Source organism: Coprococcus sp. RTP21428st1_C9_RTP21428_210409, assembly GCF_040227395.1.
GTDB lineage: Bacteria > Bacillota > Clostridia > Lachnospirales > Lachnospiraceae > Coprococcus > Coprococcus aceti.
The window spans coordinates 1-15159 of sequence record NZ_JBEHVV010000001.1; the positions used below are offsets into that span (position 1 = coordinate 1).

Genomic DNA, 15159 nt, shown 5'->3' on the forward strand with positions numbered 1-15159 from the left:
AAAGCTGATAAAGTAGAGGCTGCTGGATATAACGCTGAAGCAGCGTTACAATATGCAGCAAGTCATTGGAATGATGGTGTAGGATTATGCGCTGAATTTGTTTCTCGGTGTGTACAGGCTGGTGGTATATCAATAAATACTGAGACAATAACGACAAATTGTTATAATGCAGTATCAAATGCAACTGGAGTACAAGGACAGATTTTAAAGCTTGATTCATCTGGACAGGCGACAAAAAGTCTGGATGGAGATATTCTTGCGGCTGGAGATGTTGTAATAGAGTGGTGTAATACGCATACATACAGACCACATATAATGATTTGTGGAGGATATAATAGTAGTGGTTATGCAACCTATTACGCACATAACGGAGCTAGAAATAATACTCCTAGAGCGTTTGGAAAATGGTGTGATCCACACACATGGAGTAATGGGTGTGATGTTGGTGCAAGAGTATTACACATAAGTGCTTTGAGTGGGGCTTCAGGAGAAATGACAACTCCAACGATTACAACAAACAGAGAGTGTTACATAGTTGGAGATAAAATAAATATTACGTGGAATAAAACGAGCAGTCAGAGTGATTTCTTACATTATTGGTTAATCATCACCAATACTGATACTGGGGAAGAGTGCATCGGTGGAGCAACAGGTTCAAACGGAGATGTAAATGCAAATAGTTATCAATTTACAATTCCGAAAGAAGGACATTATAGAATTGATATATATGCAATACCTTATAATGATAAAGAGCATCGTCAGAAGAAAGCAGTGAAGACAGTAAGTACATATGGATATGATAGTTCGATAGTTAACTTAGGAGATGACTTTTACGCAAATATAATCAATACAGGAAATGGTAAGTATTTGACAGCCGATAGCGATGACAATGTGACAATAAGAACCGCCTCGGGACAGAAAAATCAGCTTTGGCATTTTAGAAAGAGAGAAAGCGGATCATATGAAATAATAAACAATGCTTCTGATAAAGCTCTTGATGATACTAATTGGGGACAGGAAAATGAAACGAATGTAGGAGTATATACAAGAAATAATACGACTGCGCAAAAGTGGTTTGTGAGAGGAGCAGAAGGTGCTTATTTTATAAACGCATCATGTGGAGATGCGGTACTTGATATAGATAGCAATGGCTCGGCAGATGGTACAAATGTGTGGTTGTATGAAAAAAATGAGAGTTCAGCTCAGAAATTCACAATAAAGAAGGTGGCAACAAGCCTTGATACTTGTAATGCTCTCGGTCTGACAACAATACAGGGCGGTTTCCGGTTATCATGGGATACCGTGTCAGGTGCAACAAAATACGAAGTGTATCGTAAGAAGGCAACGGACAGTGACTATTCTAGAATAGCAGTTGTTTCAGGAGAAGACATAGATACATACGAAGATAAAAATTGTATATCAGGAATAACATATGAGTACAGGGTTAATGCAGCAAATGATTATTGTTTAGGTGCATCAGGTGCCGAATGTCATGGCTTGTATCTTGATTCTACAAATGCATCACTTGTAAAGTATTCTGCTGATAGTGTAAACATATCATGGGATTCAGTAAGAGGAGCAGATGGATATAATATTTATTTGTATAATCAGAATGATGATACATATTCAAAGGTGAAGGATATAGCAAATGGTTCAACAACCTCTTGTGTTATATCTGGTTTAAAACAGAATACTACATATACTTATTTGGTAGAAGCATATGGTATATGTACATATGAAAATAAGAACGAAATTTATACTGGATGTAGAAGTAATATCTTGACCATTGCGACAAAAAGAATATTAAGTAATCTTGCAGTTAAAATGTCTGATTGGGATTTGAGCGGAACGGCATCACAGCCAGTATTACTTGGAAATGATGGTAATGGTGCGGTAACATATACATATGCACCAGAGGGAAGCGATGTTTTCACAGCAGAATTTCCGACAAAAGCAGGAACATATACTGTAAAGGCAGAGGTAGCAGGGACTGATAGATATTGCGCTGGAGTGGCAACATGTACGTTCACAATAACGGATAACAATAGTAAGCCAGCTCCGGTAGTCAAAAAATTATTGGATAACTTAGTATTAATACTTGACGATTGGGATATAAGCGAAAATGCATCAACACCAATTTTGACAGGCAATTTGGGCAATGGCGCAGTAATATATAGCTATGCATCAGTTGGAAGTACAGAGTACACAAGTGCTATACCAACAAAGGCGGGAACATATATAATAAAAGCTGTTGTTGCAGAGACTGATGAATATTATGGTGGAGTTGCAACCTGTAAGTTTACAATTACAGATAAATATAGTAGTTTACAGCCTGTAACGAAAAAGTCACTCAATAATCTTGTTTTGATGATGGCGGGCTGGCATGTTGGTGATCGCCCATCTTCTCCAGTTCTTACAGGAAATGATGGAAAGGGTAAAGTTACATATACATATTCTAAAGTAGGAAGTAACAAGTATTCAAATACTGTACCATCTAATGAAGGAAAGTATATAATTAAGGCATATGTTGCAGAGACAGAGGATTATTATGCAGGTACAGCAACATGTGTTTTTGAGATAACCAAAAAGCCTGTAGTTAAAAAGACACAGACAATAACAACGAATGCTGCAAATTATACTTTGGTATATGGCGGAAAGTCTGTTACCATAAAGGCAAAGACAAATGGAAATGGAAAAATATCATACAAGTCTTCTAATAACAATGTAGTTTCGATTGATAAGACTGGAAAAATGATTGTTAAAAATACAGGTAAGGTGACTGTTTCCATTTATGTAGCAGCGACGACCGCATATAAGGCCGCAACAAAGAAGGTAACAGTGGTTGTAAAGCCTAAGATACAGGCAATAAAGGGAATCAAATCACAGAAAAAGTCAAGCATATATGTTAAGTATGTTAAAGATACAAAGGTAAGTGGCTATGAGATTCAAACAGCTCTTGATAGCAAATTTAAAAAGTCTGTAAATACATATACAATAAAGCCGTACTCGAAGTATAGAGTGACATTAACTAAGAAGCGGACTGGTAAAATCTATTATGTAAGGGTGAGAAGTTATAAGATCGTAGGATCACAGAAAATATATGGAAGTTATAGTGGTATAAAGAAGATAAAAGTTAAATAATTTTTATGCCATATAAAAAATAGGGGAAAGTCTAGAAAATTTAGTCTCAGACTGTAGACAAACTACTCTGCAAAGCAATGCTTTGTAGAGTAGTTTTTTATTAATGCTTATCGTTGTTTGCGTTGATTCTTCAAATTCCTACATTGGGATCTTGCGATATGTATATAAACATCATTGAAAATCCCACAATAAATTGGTAAGATAATAAGCAAGATTGAGGTGAGCTGATGAGCGGTTATATACCACTATATACGATCTCAAATAAAATGCTTGAACTTGTTTCAGAGATATCTGAAAAAGTTGGAAGGATTACCAGTCATAAAGAGCTGGAGTCAAAACCACATTTGCGCAGAAACAACAGAATAAGATCAATTCATTCTTCGCTAAAGATAGAGGCAAATTCGTTATCATTGAATGATGTCAGAGATGTAATAAATGGACATCTGGTTCTTGACGATCAAAAGGAAATACAGGAAGTGCAAAATGCATACGTAGCCTATGAGAAGATCCCCGAAATAGATCCGACAAGTATATCAGACCTGAAAAGGATTCATGGAATATTGACGTACAGAACCGCCCGCGAGTCCGGTATATTCCGAAAAGGCGATGAGGGAGTTATTCACCCACTTATTTTATCTGCAATATTTCATTATGAGTTTGTGTTTATTCACCCATTTGCAGATGGAAATGGAAGAATGGCAAGATTGTGGCATACAGTTCTCTTATATAGGTGGAGAAGCGTATTTGAATATATACCGCTGGAGAGCCAGATTGAGCGGTTTCAGAATGAATATTATGATGCGATAGCGGTATGTCATACAAAAGGCAACTCGGACATATTTATAGAATTCATGCTCAATATGATAAATCAGATTTTGGATGAAGTCATCTTGCAGGTAAACAGATCAAATTCTGAAGTTTCAGAGTATGTGAAGCGGATGCTGGCGGTCATGGAATATGATGTTCCGTATACGTCGAATTCCATAATGGAGGCGTTGGGGCTTAAGTCCAAAGAGACCCTTAGAAACAATTATATAAATCCGGCGATGGAGCTTGGACTGATAAAGATGACATTGCCTGATAAACCTAACAGCAGAAACCAGAGATATGTAAAGCAGTAGAAAAGTTATGTCATCAGGTAATGCAATAAAACAACTTTTCCATATCAAATAAACGAAACTGACTGTAAAATATAAATTGCAAGAAAAACACAAAAAGTTTGAAATACCCAACGGAGGTTAAATACATGGAAGATAGAGTACTTGACTGGGCAGTATATGAGAAGACAGCCCGTGAGATGGCTGCAGAGGGACTGGTTCTGTTAAAGAACGACAACAAAGCTCTGCCACTTAAGCAGGGAGAGACGGTTTCTGTATTTGGACGTATGCAGAACCATTATTATAAGAGTGGAACCGGTTCGGGCGGCATGGTGAATGTTGCCAGAGTGGTAGGAATCCTTGATGCACTTAATGAGTGCAAGGATGTGAATGTCAATCAGAAATTGGCAGAGACTTATGCCGCATGGGATAAGGAACATCCTGTGGAGTTGGGACTTGGCTGGGGACAGGAGCCGTGGTCACAGGCGGAGATGCCGGTTACAGATGAGCTCGTGCAGGAGGCTGCCGGCGAGTCGAATTCAGCCATAGTGATAATTGCAAGAACAGCTGGTGAGGACAAGGACAATACACTTGAAAAAGGAGCATTTATGCTCACTGATATAGAGACAGATATGCTTAGACTTGTCAGAGAGAATTTCCAGAAGATGGTCGTTCTCTTGAATGTCGGCGGTCTTATAGATATGTCATTTCTTGACACGATTTCCCCGGATGCCTGCATGTATGTATGGCAGGGTGGAATGGTCGGAGGATATGGAGTGGCTGATGTCCTCGTAGGAGATGTCAGCCCTTCAGGAAAACTCACAGACACGATAGCCTACGATATCAAGGATTATCCTGCGTATGACAATTTCGGCGGCGAAGAGAGAAACTTCTACGCTGAGGATATCTATGTGGGATACCGTTACTTTGAGACATTTGCAAAGGATAAGGTCAGATATCCGTTTGGATATGGATTGTCATACACAGACTTCAAAATCGGTGTAAAGCATGCAAGCATGGATTTTGAAAAAGGTGTGGCGAATATCTGTGTCAAAGTCACAAATACAGGAAAGAGACTTGGCAAGGAGGTTGTCCAGGTGTACGGTGAGATGCCACAGGGCAGGCTTGGCAAGCCATCCAGAGTACTCATTGATTTTGCAAAGACAAAGGAGCTTGTTCCGGGACTCAGCGATGAGTTGAAGTTTGAGATTCCGCTTGACCGTATGGCATCATTTGACGATTCGGGAGTCACGGGCCATAGAAACTGTTATGTGCTTGAAGCTGGAGACTACACTATCCATGTAGGAAACAGCATAAGAAATACAACAGAGTGTCTGTTCTTTGAGCTTGCCGAGACTGTGGAGCTTCAGAAGCTTCAGGAGGCACTTGCACCTTATGAGAAGTTTGACCGCATGAAACCATTCTGTGATGAGAACGGCAGGATGCTTATAGAGTATGAGGAGACACCTCTAGTCACTGTTGATATGTATGACAGGAGAGAGCAGGAACTGCCGGAGGAGATACCGGTTACCGGTGACAAGGGAATTACGCTTCTTGATGTAAGGGAAGGCAGGGCCACCATGGATGAGTTCATAGCGCAGTTTGATGATGAGGATCTGGCATGCTTTGTCCGCGGCGAGGGAATGGGAAGTTCTCTTGTGACGGCGGGAACAGCGTCAGCATTTGCCGGGGTATCGCCAAATTTGATCGCACATAAGATTCCGTCGGTGTGCTGTGATGACGGACCATCGGGAATGAGACTCGACTCAGGTATGAAGGCATTCTCACTTCCAAATGGCACTCTGTGCGGATGTTCATTTAACAAAGAATTGAACACCAGACTGTATGCACTTCTCGGACTTGAGATGACAGCAAATAAGGTTGAGGTTCTTCTTGGACCGGGAATGAATATCCACCGTCACCCGCTTAATGGACGAAACTTTGAGTATTTCTCCGAGGATCCATACCTTACGGGTTCCATTGCAACTGCACAGTTAGAGGGACTTAAGTCCAGCGGCGTGTCCGGAACGATCAAGCATTTCTGCGGAAATAATCAGGAGTATCACCGCCATACGACGGACTCGGTCATCTCCCAGAGGGCACTCAGGGAGATATACCTGAAGGGATTTGAGATAGCTGTCAAGTCGGGATATGCCGACTCTGTTATGACAACATATGGTCTGGTAAATGGTCTCTACACCGCAGGAAGTTATGATCTGAATACCACGATACTCAGAAATGAGTGGGGATTTACAGGCGTGGTCATGACAGATTGGTGGGCATCCATCAACCGCAGGGGTATGGAGCCGGATGCAAATGACTTTGCGACTATGATACAGGCACAGAATGACATGTATATGTGCTGCCCGGACGGCTCGAAGAACATGGGCGGAGATAATGTCATAGAGGCACTTCAGGACGGACGTATATTGAGAGCTGAGCTTCAGAGAATTGCAAAGAATGTGTGTAACTTTGCCATGAATACGAATGCATTTAAGCGTCTTGTGGGAGAGCCTGTAGAGGTAGAGATAATAAACCGTCCAAAGCAGGCGGACGATTTTTCAATTGATGATGTGGAATACATCAATGTCGACAGAGATATACTTATAGATCTGACAGAGAAGGCCAGCACCGCCGACACGAATTATGTCATAGCCCTTGATGTTGAACATCCGGGAGAGTATGAGGTGAGCCTGAGGGGAAGCTCGACACTCGAAAAGCTTGCCCAGCTGCCGTGTACCCTGTTTTTCAACGGATTCCCTGTGAGCAACTTCACATTTAACGGAACTGACGGCAAGGATGTTGTGATCAGGAAAGAGGTCAAATTTTACGGCAGATTCAATGTGCTCCGACTGTATGTGAAATCGAATGGACTTGATCTCAAGGATATTAAGTTCAGTTTTGAAAAAGAGTTTTGATCTGAAAATAAATATTGACATAGACTGCCATAGATGGTAACCTAAATTAACTCTTTGCACTGCATATAAATCTACAGTACAAACTGAGCAGACCATTGGTGTAAGCCAAGGAGTCGGGCCATCATGGCAGTGGAATCTTTACATCCACGGGACAGTAGTTACTAATACTGAGTCGTGGGTGTTTTTTTATACTCTTTTAGACATTCTATAAAATCTCCCACATATATTTAGTGATAAGAGCTTTCTGAAATTTATTGATCGCACAGCATCGGTCTTTTGATTAAGGTGATTATCAATAGACTGGTGTTCATTAGGAAAGGATGGCTGATTATATGGAAAGCGCAAACAAAATAAACACGATGGCGGCATCTGCCGTATCAGAGGATGAGTTTAAAAAGGTTGCAAATAAAGTATCGTTTATAACGATAGTACAGAACGTACTGTTGTCAGTATTCAAATTATTTGCGGGAATATTTGCACATTCAAATGCAATGATAAGTGATGCGGTACATTCAGCATCAGACGTGTTCAGCACCATAATAGTGATAATTGGAGTAAAACTAGCGTCGAAGGAATCCGACAAGGAGCATCCTTACGGCCATGAGAGGCTTGAGTGTGTGGCAGCGATCGTGTTGTCTATAGTGCTGCTGTATACCGGTATCAAGATCGGCTCGCAGGCGGTTAAGGACATAATCGGTGGCAATTACCAAAGCCTGCAGAAACCGGGGATGCTGGCACTGGTGGCGGCTGTTGTATCCATTGTCACAAAGGAGATAATGTACTGGTACACAAGACACTATGCGAAGAAGATAGATTCAAGCGCACTTATGGCAGATGCATGGCATCACCGATCAGATGCGCTGTCATCGGTCGGCGCGCTTGTCGGTATCGGTGGTGCGATGATGGGATTCCCGGTTATGGATTCCATTGCAAGTATTGTTATCTTTGTATTCATAGCTAAGGCGGCATACGATATCTTCAAGGATGCCATGGATAAGATGGTGGATCACTCATGCGATGAAGAGACAGAGAAAGAGATGAGGGATTTTGTGCTCGCCCAGAAAGAAGTTCTCAGTGTTGATCTTCTTCACACAAGGATATTTGGCAACAAAATATATGTAGATGTGGAGATAGGTGTAAACGGTTCATATACATTAAGACATGCGCATGAGATAGCGGAAGAGGTCCATGAGGGAATAGAGAAGAATTTTCCAAAGGTAAAGCATGTGATGGTGCATGTCAATCCTGCGGATGTGGCAGAATAATCATAGATTGATAACGCAGAGTAAGGCACGGATCAGATTTGGTCTGTGTCTTATTTTTGTGTGTTGGAAGCTGCAAAACGAGTACCAAACCTGCAAATAGTCAAAAACAATCAAAATAATTCAGAAATCTTCAAAAATATGCAGAATAATGATTGACAATCTTCATTTACGATGATATTATGCATATAGATTGATTGAAAGTGACTGAAATCAAGTAAAAATCACCTTGAAACAATCACAAATAATTGAAAACAGTCAAAAAATATGTTATCCTAAAGAAAAGTTAAAAGCACCGGATGCAGATATATGCATTCTGAAAAGCCACGAAAAAAGAAAATACACAAACACGAAAACACATATACAGGAGACATACTTAAAAGGCAGGAGGCAATTATTATGATGACCGAGGATAGATACACAGCGATTTTAGATGCACTGAAAGAGAGAAAGTCTATGACAGTTGCAGAGTTCACGGAGATCACGGGAGCGTCAGAATCTACTATAAGAAGAGATTTGATAGCTCTGGACGATATGGGTAAGATCAAGAGATTCCATGGTGGTGCCAAGGCGATTGAGCATGAATATATCACCAATGAGGCACCGGTTTCAGCCAAGGCACAGCTCAACGTCGAAGAGAAAAGTGCCATTGCAAAATACGCGGCAACTATGATCAATGATGAAGATTTCATATTTATAGATGCAGGAACCAGCACGGCTCTCATGATCGACTATATCGGCGAAACAAATGCTACATTTGTCACCAATGGAATAGCACATGCCAAGCGGCTTCTCAAGAAGAACCTCAGAACGTATATGATAGGCGGACTTGTAAAGCCGATCACAGAGGCAATCATCGGAGCCGAGGCGGTCAATTCCATGAAAAAGTTCAATTTCACAAAGTGCTTTCTTGGAACAAATGGAATCCATATGGATTATGGATTCACAACGGTCGATGTGGAAGAGGCTATGGTGAAGATGGAAGCGGTGAACAGATCTTATGCCAGCATAGTCCTTGCCGACAGCAGCAAGTTCGACAAGGTGACGGCAGTGACATTTGCGGCAATCGAAAAAGCCTGTATTATCACTGACAGACTTGTAAATGATAAGTACATAGACGCCACAGTTGTAAAGGAGGTACTCAGATAATGATTTATACGGTGACATTCAATCCGGCGCTCGATTATGTTGTCAAGATGGACAGCCTTGAGCTTGGAATGGTGAACAGAAGTAAGTCAGAAGCCATATTCTATGGCGGCAAAGGTATCAATGTCTCAACCGTACTTAAGAACATAGGAGTTGATTCCGTAGCTCTCGGTTTTGTTGCCGGATTTACCGGTAAGGAGATTGAGGACGGAGTCAAGGCCATGGGAGTTAGGACAGATTTTATCCAGCTGAAGAATGGTCTCAGCAGGATAAACGTCAAGATCAAGGCAGAACAGGAGACGGAGATCAACGGACAGGGACCCGACATTAAGAAAGATGAGCTTCAGCAGATGTTTGACAAGCTAGACAAGCTCCAGTCGGGAGATTGCCTGATACTTGCGGGAACCATACCAGCATCACTTCCATCTGACATATACGAGCAGATCATGGAGAAGCTTATGAACAGGAACATCGACATCGTGGTGGATGCGACAAAGGATCTTTTGCTCAATGTATTGAAGTTCCATCCATTCCTCATCAAGCCGAATAACCATGAGCTTGGCGAGATGTTCGGAGTTGTCTTAAAGACAGACGACGAGATTGTTGAGTATGCGAAGAAGCTTCAGGTCATGGGTGCAAGAAATGTACTCATATCCATGGCAGGGGATGGAGCAATACTTATCACAGAGACAGGAGAGGTTCACAAGATCGGAGTTCCAAAGGGAACAGTTGTGAACTCAGTAGGGGCAGGTGATTCTATGGTGGCAGGTTTTACAGCAAGCTACCTGAAGGATCACGATTACATGGAAGCGCTGAAGAGAGGAACAGCAACCGGAAGTGCCACAGCATTTTCAGAAGGCCTTGCCACAGCGGACAAAGTAGAAGAACTCTACAAGCAATTATAGTAAAACGTACGTGTTCCGTCGTGAGAGGGAATACTTAGGAGATTCAGATATCGCACAGCAGCATATGTGGATGCGGCTGATTATTTAAGAGGAGGTTACGCTTATGAGAATCACAGAGCTTTTATCAAAGGAAAGCATTGCTCTGGGTGTAAAGGTAGATTCAAAGGATGCAGCGATCGACTACCTTGTAAACCTGCACGATGCAGCAGGCAACATCTCAGACAAGAAAACATACAAAGAAGGAATACTTAAGAGAGAGGAAGAGGGCTCAACAGCTATAGGAGAAGGAATAGCGATCCCTCACTCCAAGAACAAGGCAGTCAAGAGACCTGGACTTGCAGCTATGACAGTTCCAGATGGAGTTGATTACGACTCACTTGACGGACAGCCATCAAACCTGTTCTTCATGATCGCAGCACCAGAGAGCGGATCAGATGTACATCTTGAGGTACTTTCAAGACTGTCTATGCTCCTCATGGATGAGGACTTCAGAGCAGAGCTTCTGAAGGCAGCAGACAAGGATGCATTCCTTGCAGTCGTTGACAAATACGAGAACGCAAAGTTCCCAGAGGAGACAGCGGAGAAGACTGAGGAAAAGACGGTTGAGAAGGCTCCTGAGAAGAAAGGGTTCAGAGTACTTGCAGTTACAGCGTGTCCTACAGGAATAGCTCACACATATATGGCAGCCGAGGCACTTGAGAAGGCCGGCGCCAAGATGGGATATGCTTTAAAGGCTGAGACAAATGGCTCAGGCGGAGCAAAAAATATTCTTACTGATGAAGAGATCGCAAATTGTGATGGTATCATAGTTGCGGCTGATAAGAATGTTGAAACAGCAAGATTTGATGGAAAGCCGGTTCTTTTCACAAGAGTAGCAGATGGAATACACAAGCCTGAGGAGCTCATCCAGAAGATCGTGGATGGTCAGGTTCCTGTTCATCACGAGGAGGGCGGCAGAAAAGAGTCAAGCAGTGCAAATGGCAGTGTAGGAAGCAGAATATACAAGCATCTTATGAACGGAGTATCACACATGCTCCCATTCGTAATCGGCGGTGGTATCCTCACAGCTCTTGCATTCCTTATAGATACACTTTGCGGATATGGTGCAACAGGTGGTGCCAATTTCGGTTCCATGACGCCGCTCTCAGCATTCTTCAAGTATGCCGGTGGCCTGGCGATGGGCGTGATGGTTCCAGTACTTGCAGGATTTATAGCAGAGTCCATAGCGGACAGACCGGGACTTGCGGTTGGTTTCCTAGGTGGTATCCTGGCATCTTCCGGTAATGCAGCACTATCAGGTTATGTATGGGCAGGAGATAACCTTGGCGGATTCCAGTCATTTATATCAAAGTTTGGTTTCGTCGCAGAAGGCGGCGGAAACACAGTATCAGGCTTCCTCGGCGGTATCGCAGCAGGTTTCCTTGCAGGATATGTGGTTCTTCTTCTTAGAAAGATCTGCTCCAAATTCCCTAAGTCGCTGGAGGGAATCAAGCCAACACTTATATATCCACTTGTTGGTATGTTTATAGTTGCAGTACTTATGATATTTGTACTCAATCCGATTATTGGATTGATCAATACAGGACTTTCAGATATGCTGACAGCCCTTGCAAATAAAAACCTTCTCATCCCACTTGGAATCATCCTCGGAGGTATGATGGCGATAGACATGGGCGGTCCTATCAACAAGGCAGCTTACGTATACGGAACAATGGTTCTGGCAACAGCGTCAGAGCTTGTAGCAGGTGGCGCACAGCTCTCAGACCCGGCAGTTCAGGCATGCTATATCTCAATGGCATCAGTGATGATAGGTGGTATGGTACCTCCACTCGGAATTGCCCTTGCATGCATCTTCTTCCCTAAGAAGTTCACAAAGGCAGAGAGAAACTCAACAGTATCAAACATCGTAATGGCGTGTGGATTCATCACAGAGGGCGCAATACCATTTGCAGCAGCAGATCCACTCCACGTAATACCATGTACACTCGTAGGCGCAGCAGTTGCAGGTGGAATGTCAGCAGCGTTCAAATGTACACTGATGGCACCTCACGGCGGAATTTTCGTATTCGCAACCGTAGGCAACTGGTTACCATATATTATCTCATGGCTTGTTGGATCAGTGATCACATGTATCATGCTCGGTCTTATCAAGAGAAACGTGCAGGAGTAAAAAATGCACAAAAGTAATGCACAAAAAACGACAGAATGTTATAATTTATACAATTGGGGTTTGCGAAAGAAATCTGATAAAAATATGGATCAAGTAAAGATGGCAGGTCATCTGGCTGTGATACCATATGGTTAGAATGAAACAGGATTATTTCACGAAATTCCACAAATATAAGATTTTATTAAGAGACAGGACCACGCACAGAATAGATTGGCTGCTGGATACTGACACATCCTTTGAAGGGAATTTGAGACCGCCGGTCCTTAGGTGGCGCGATAAGCGGCACCTTAGTACCGCTGCAGGTCGAAATAAGCGGGAGCGACCCTGAAAAGGATGTGTCATTAGCCCAAAGCTTCATAATGAATACCGGTGGTCCGTCCGTAAAAGAAGGAGAAGAAATTATGGTAGCACAGACAGTAAAAGTAGTAAATGAACAGGGACTTCATATGAGACCAGCAGGAGTGTTTGCAAAGGAGATGACAAAGTTCTCATGCGCAGTAACTCTCGACGTAGCAGGCAAGAAGATCAATGCCAAGAGCGTGATGCTGATCATCGCAGCATGCATCAAGTGTGGTGCTGAGGTTACAGTAGAGTGTGATGGTGCAGACGAGAAGGAGGCTCTTGCAAAGGCAGTTGAGCTCATCGAGTCAGGATTCGGCGAGTAGAGCGAGTAGATGTTCTAACGTCGCAGTAGGAAAATGATAAGTGAAATCTGATATCAGACTTCAGTAAATGTTACGGACAAATGGTACTCAGATTGAGTACCATTTGTTGTATATAAAATAATTGGAGGTTTTCTTATGAAAAAAGGAATCGCGGGTTCAGCCGGCTACGGCGTTGGAAAGGTTGTGATCATATCTGACGCAAAGCCGGAATATGAGAACAGAACGATCACAGATACAGATGCAGAGATCAAGAGATATGACGATGCAGTTGCAGCATTTACAGAGAAGACTCATGCCATGGCAGAGGCTATGAAGGAGAGTGTCGGAGAGCACAATGCCGAGATACTTGAAGGACACATACTTCTCCTCACAGATCCGGGGATGGATGAGATAACAAAAGGTGCCATCATGAGCGGAACCTGTGCAGAGGCGGCATTTGAGAGTACATGTGACATGTTTGCAGGAATGTTCCAGATGGCGGATGATGAGCTCACAAGACAGAGAGCAACGGATATCGGCGACATCAAGGTGAGAATGCTCAAGATACTTACTGGCACGCCGGACGTGAACATATCAGAGGTTCCAGCCGGAACGATTCTTGTGGCTGAGGATCTCACCCCATCCATGACAGCGGGAATCGTCAAGGAGAATGTGGCAGGAATCATCACTGCGGTTGGAGGCAAGACATCCCACTCTGCTATTCTTGCGAGGGCGCTGGAGATACCGGCGGTACTCAGCGTGGACGGAATAGTGGACAAGGTTTCAGATGGTATGACAGCAGTAGTTGACGGATGCGATGGAATCTGCATACTTGATCCGTCACAGGAAGAGATAGACGAATATCAGGCAAAGAGAGAGAAATATCTTAGCGACAAGGCTCTCCTTGAGGTATATAGAGGCAAAGATACAGTTACAGCTGACGGTGTAAAGGTACATTTGTATGGCAATATTGGTAATCCGGAGGATGCAAAGCAGGTTGCTGCATGTGACGGAGAGGGCGTTGGCCTTTTCAGAACAGAGTTTCTGTTCATGGGCGCATCGGAGCTCCCATCTGAGGAAGAGCAGTTCCAGGCGTACAAGGCGGCTGCTGAGAACATGGAGGGCAGAGAGGTTATCATCAGAACCCTTGATGTGGGCGGTGACAAGGATATCCCATACCTTGGACTTGAGAAAGAGGACAATCCGTTCTTAGGTTTCAGAGCAGTGAGATATTGTCTGCAGAATAAAGATTCATACAGAGTACAGCTGAGGGCACTTCTCCGTGCGAGTGCATTTGGCGATATCAAGATTATGGTACCGCTTGTCACATGTGTTGATGAGATCAGAAGTGTGAAGGCTCTTGTTAAGGAACTCATGGCGGAGCTTGACGCTGAGAATATAGCATACAACAAGGATATCCAGGTCGGTGCAATGATAGAGACTCCTGCGGCAAGTCTCATAGCAGACCTGCTCGCAAAGGAGGCAGACTTCTTCAGCATAGGCACAAATGACCTGACGCAGTACACTATGGCGGTTGACAGAGGCAACGCTAAGGTTGCTTATCTGTACTCATCCTACAATCCTGCAGTCCTCCGTTCCATGAAGAATATCATTGAGGCGGCAAATGCAGTGGGCATCATGGTAGGCATGTGCGGTGAGGCGGCAGCAGATCCGTTGCTCATACCTCTCCTCATATCATTTGGACTGGGAGAGTTTTCAGTCAGTGCCACTTCAGTCCTTGCGACAAGAGGAACGATAGCCAAGTGGTCGAAGGCTGAAGCAGATGAGTTGGCAGCAAAGGCACTCTCACTTGCAACAGAGACGGAGGTTGCGGAACTTCTCAAAGCAAATGTAAGATAGATTAAAAGTGCACAAT

Annotated in this window: 9 protein-coding genes and 1 riboswitch; all 9 genes read left to right on the forward strand. The window is 43.1% G+C overall.

The window, feature by feature from the left end; all coding sequences use genetic code 11:
- Nucleotides 1-3141 (forward strand): RICIN domain-containing protein (locus ABUA34_RS00005; protein WP_349822631.1); only part of this gene is annotated, 3141 nt, incomplete at its 5' end.
- 266 nt (nt 3142-3407) lie between these two features.
- Nucleotides 3408-4262, forward strand: a complete 855-nt coding sequence (locus tag ABUA34_RS00010; RefSeq protein ID WP_349822632.1) for a Fic family protein — start codon at nt 3408-3410, stop codon at nt 4260-4262.
- Nucleotides 4263-4387: 125 nt separating this feature from the next.
- Nucleotides 4388-7156 (forward strand): glycoside hydrolase family 3 protein, encoded by a 2769-nt coding sequence (locus tag ABUA34_RS00015; protein ID WP_349822633.1) that lies wholly within the window; start codon nt 4388-4390, stop codon nt 7154-7156.
- A 73-nt stretch (nt 7157-7229) separates the two neighbouring features.
- Nucleotides 7230-7313, forward strand: a riboswitch (NiCo riboswitch).
- A gap of 175 nt (nt 7314-7488) precedes the next feature.
- Nucleotides 7489-8421, forward strand: a complete 933-nt coding sequence (locus ABUA34_RS00020) for a cation diffusion facilitator family transporter (RefSeq protein ID WP_015534011.1) — start codon at nt 7489-7491, stop codon at nt 8419-8421.
- A 396-nt stretch (nt 8422-8817) separates the two neighbouring features.
- Nucleotides 8818-9567, forward strand: coding sequence for a DeoR/GlpR family DNA-binding transcription regulator (locus tag ABUA34_RS00025; RefSeq protein WP_022216913.1), 750 nt, complete (start codon nt 8818-8820; stop codon nt 9565-9567).
- Nucleotides 9567-10469, forward strand: a complete 903-nt coding sequence (gene pfkB / locus ABUA34_RS00030) for a 1-phosphofructokinase (protein ID WP_118649871.1) — start codon at nt 9567-9569, stop codon at nt 10467-10469. The genes ABUA34_RS00025 and pfkB overlap by 1 nt, the downstream gene beginning before the upstream one ends.
- A 103-nt stretch (nt 10470-10572) precedes the next feature.
- Nucleotides 10573-12639 carry a PTS fructose transporter subunit IIABC gene (locus ABUA34_RS00035; RefSeq protein ID WP_349822634.1) on the forward strand — a complete coding sequence of 689 codons (2067 nt, stop codon included), beginning with the start codon at nt 10573-10575 and terminating at the stop codon, nt 12637-12639.
- Between the two features lie 401 nt (nt 12640-13040).
- Entirely contained in the window at nt 13041-13304 is a 264-nt protein-coding gene (locus ABUA34_RS00040) for an HPr family phosphocarrier protein (protein ID WP_022216909.1), read from the forward strand.
- 135 nt (nt 13305-13439) lie between these two features.
- The gene (ptsP, locus tag ABUA34_RS00045) at nt 13440-15143 is read left to right on the forward strand and encodes a phosphoenolpyruvate--protein phosphotransferase (RefSeq protein ID WP_349822635.1); all 1704 of its coding nucleotides are present in this window, start codon (nt 13440-13442) and stop codon (nt 15141-15143) included.
- Nucleotides 15144-15159 lie beyond the last annotated feature (16 nt).

Excerpts from the sequence above, each read along its gene's own strand:
- ABUA34_RS00010 (WP_349822632.1), top strand. The coding sequence starts at position 3,408 with ATGCTTGAACTTGTTTCAGAGATATCTGAAAAAGTTGGAAGGATTACC.
- ABUA34_RS00015 (WP_349822633.1), top strand. The coding sequence starts at position 4,388 with ATGGAAGATAGAGTACTTGACTGGGCAGTATATGAGAAGACAGCCCGT.
- ABUA34_RS00020 (WP_015534011.1), top strand. The coding sequence starts at position 7,489 with ATGGAAAGCGCAAACAAAATAAACACGATGGCGGCATCTGCCGTATCA.
- ABUA34_RS00025 (WP_022216913.1), top strand. The coding sequence starts at position 8,818 with ATGATGACCGAGGATAGATACACAGCGATTTTAGATGCACTGAAAGAG.
- pfkB (WP_118649871.1), top strand. The coding sequence starts at position 9,567 with ATGATTTATACGGTGACATTCAATCCGGCGCTCGATTATGTTGTCAAG.
- ABUA34_RS00035 (WP_349822634.1), top strand. The coding sequence starts at position 10,573 with ATGAGAATCACAGAGCTTTTATCAAAGGAAAGCATTGCTCTGGGTGTA.
- ABUA34_RS00040 (WP_022216909.1), top strand. The coding sequence starts at position 13,041 with ATGGTAGCACAGACAGTAAAAGTAGTAAATGAACAGGGACTTCATATG.
- ptsP (WP_349822635.1), top strand. The coding sequence starts at position 13,440 with ATGAAAAAAGGAATCGCGGGTTCAGCCGGCTACGGCGTTGGAAAGGTT.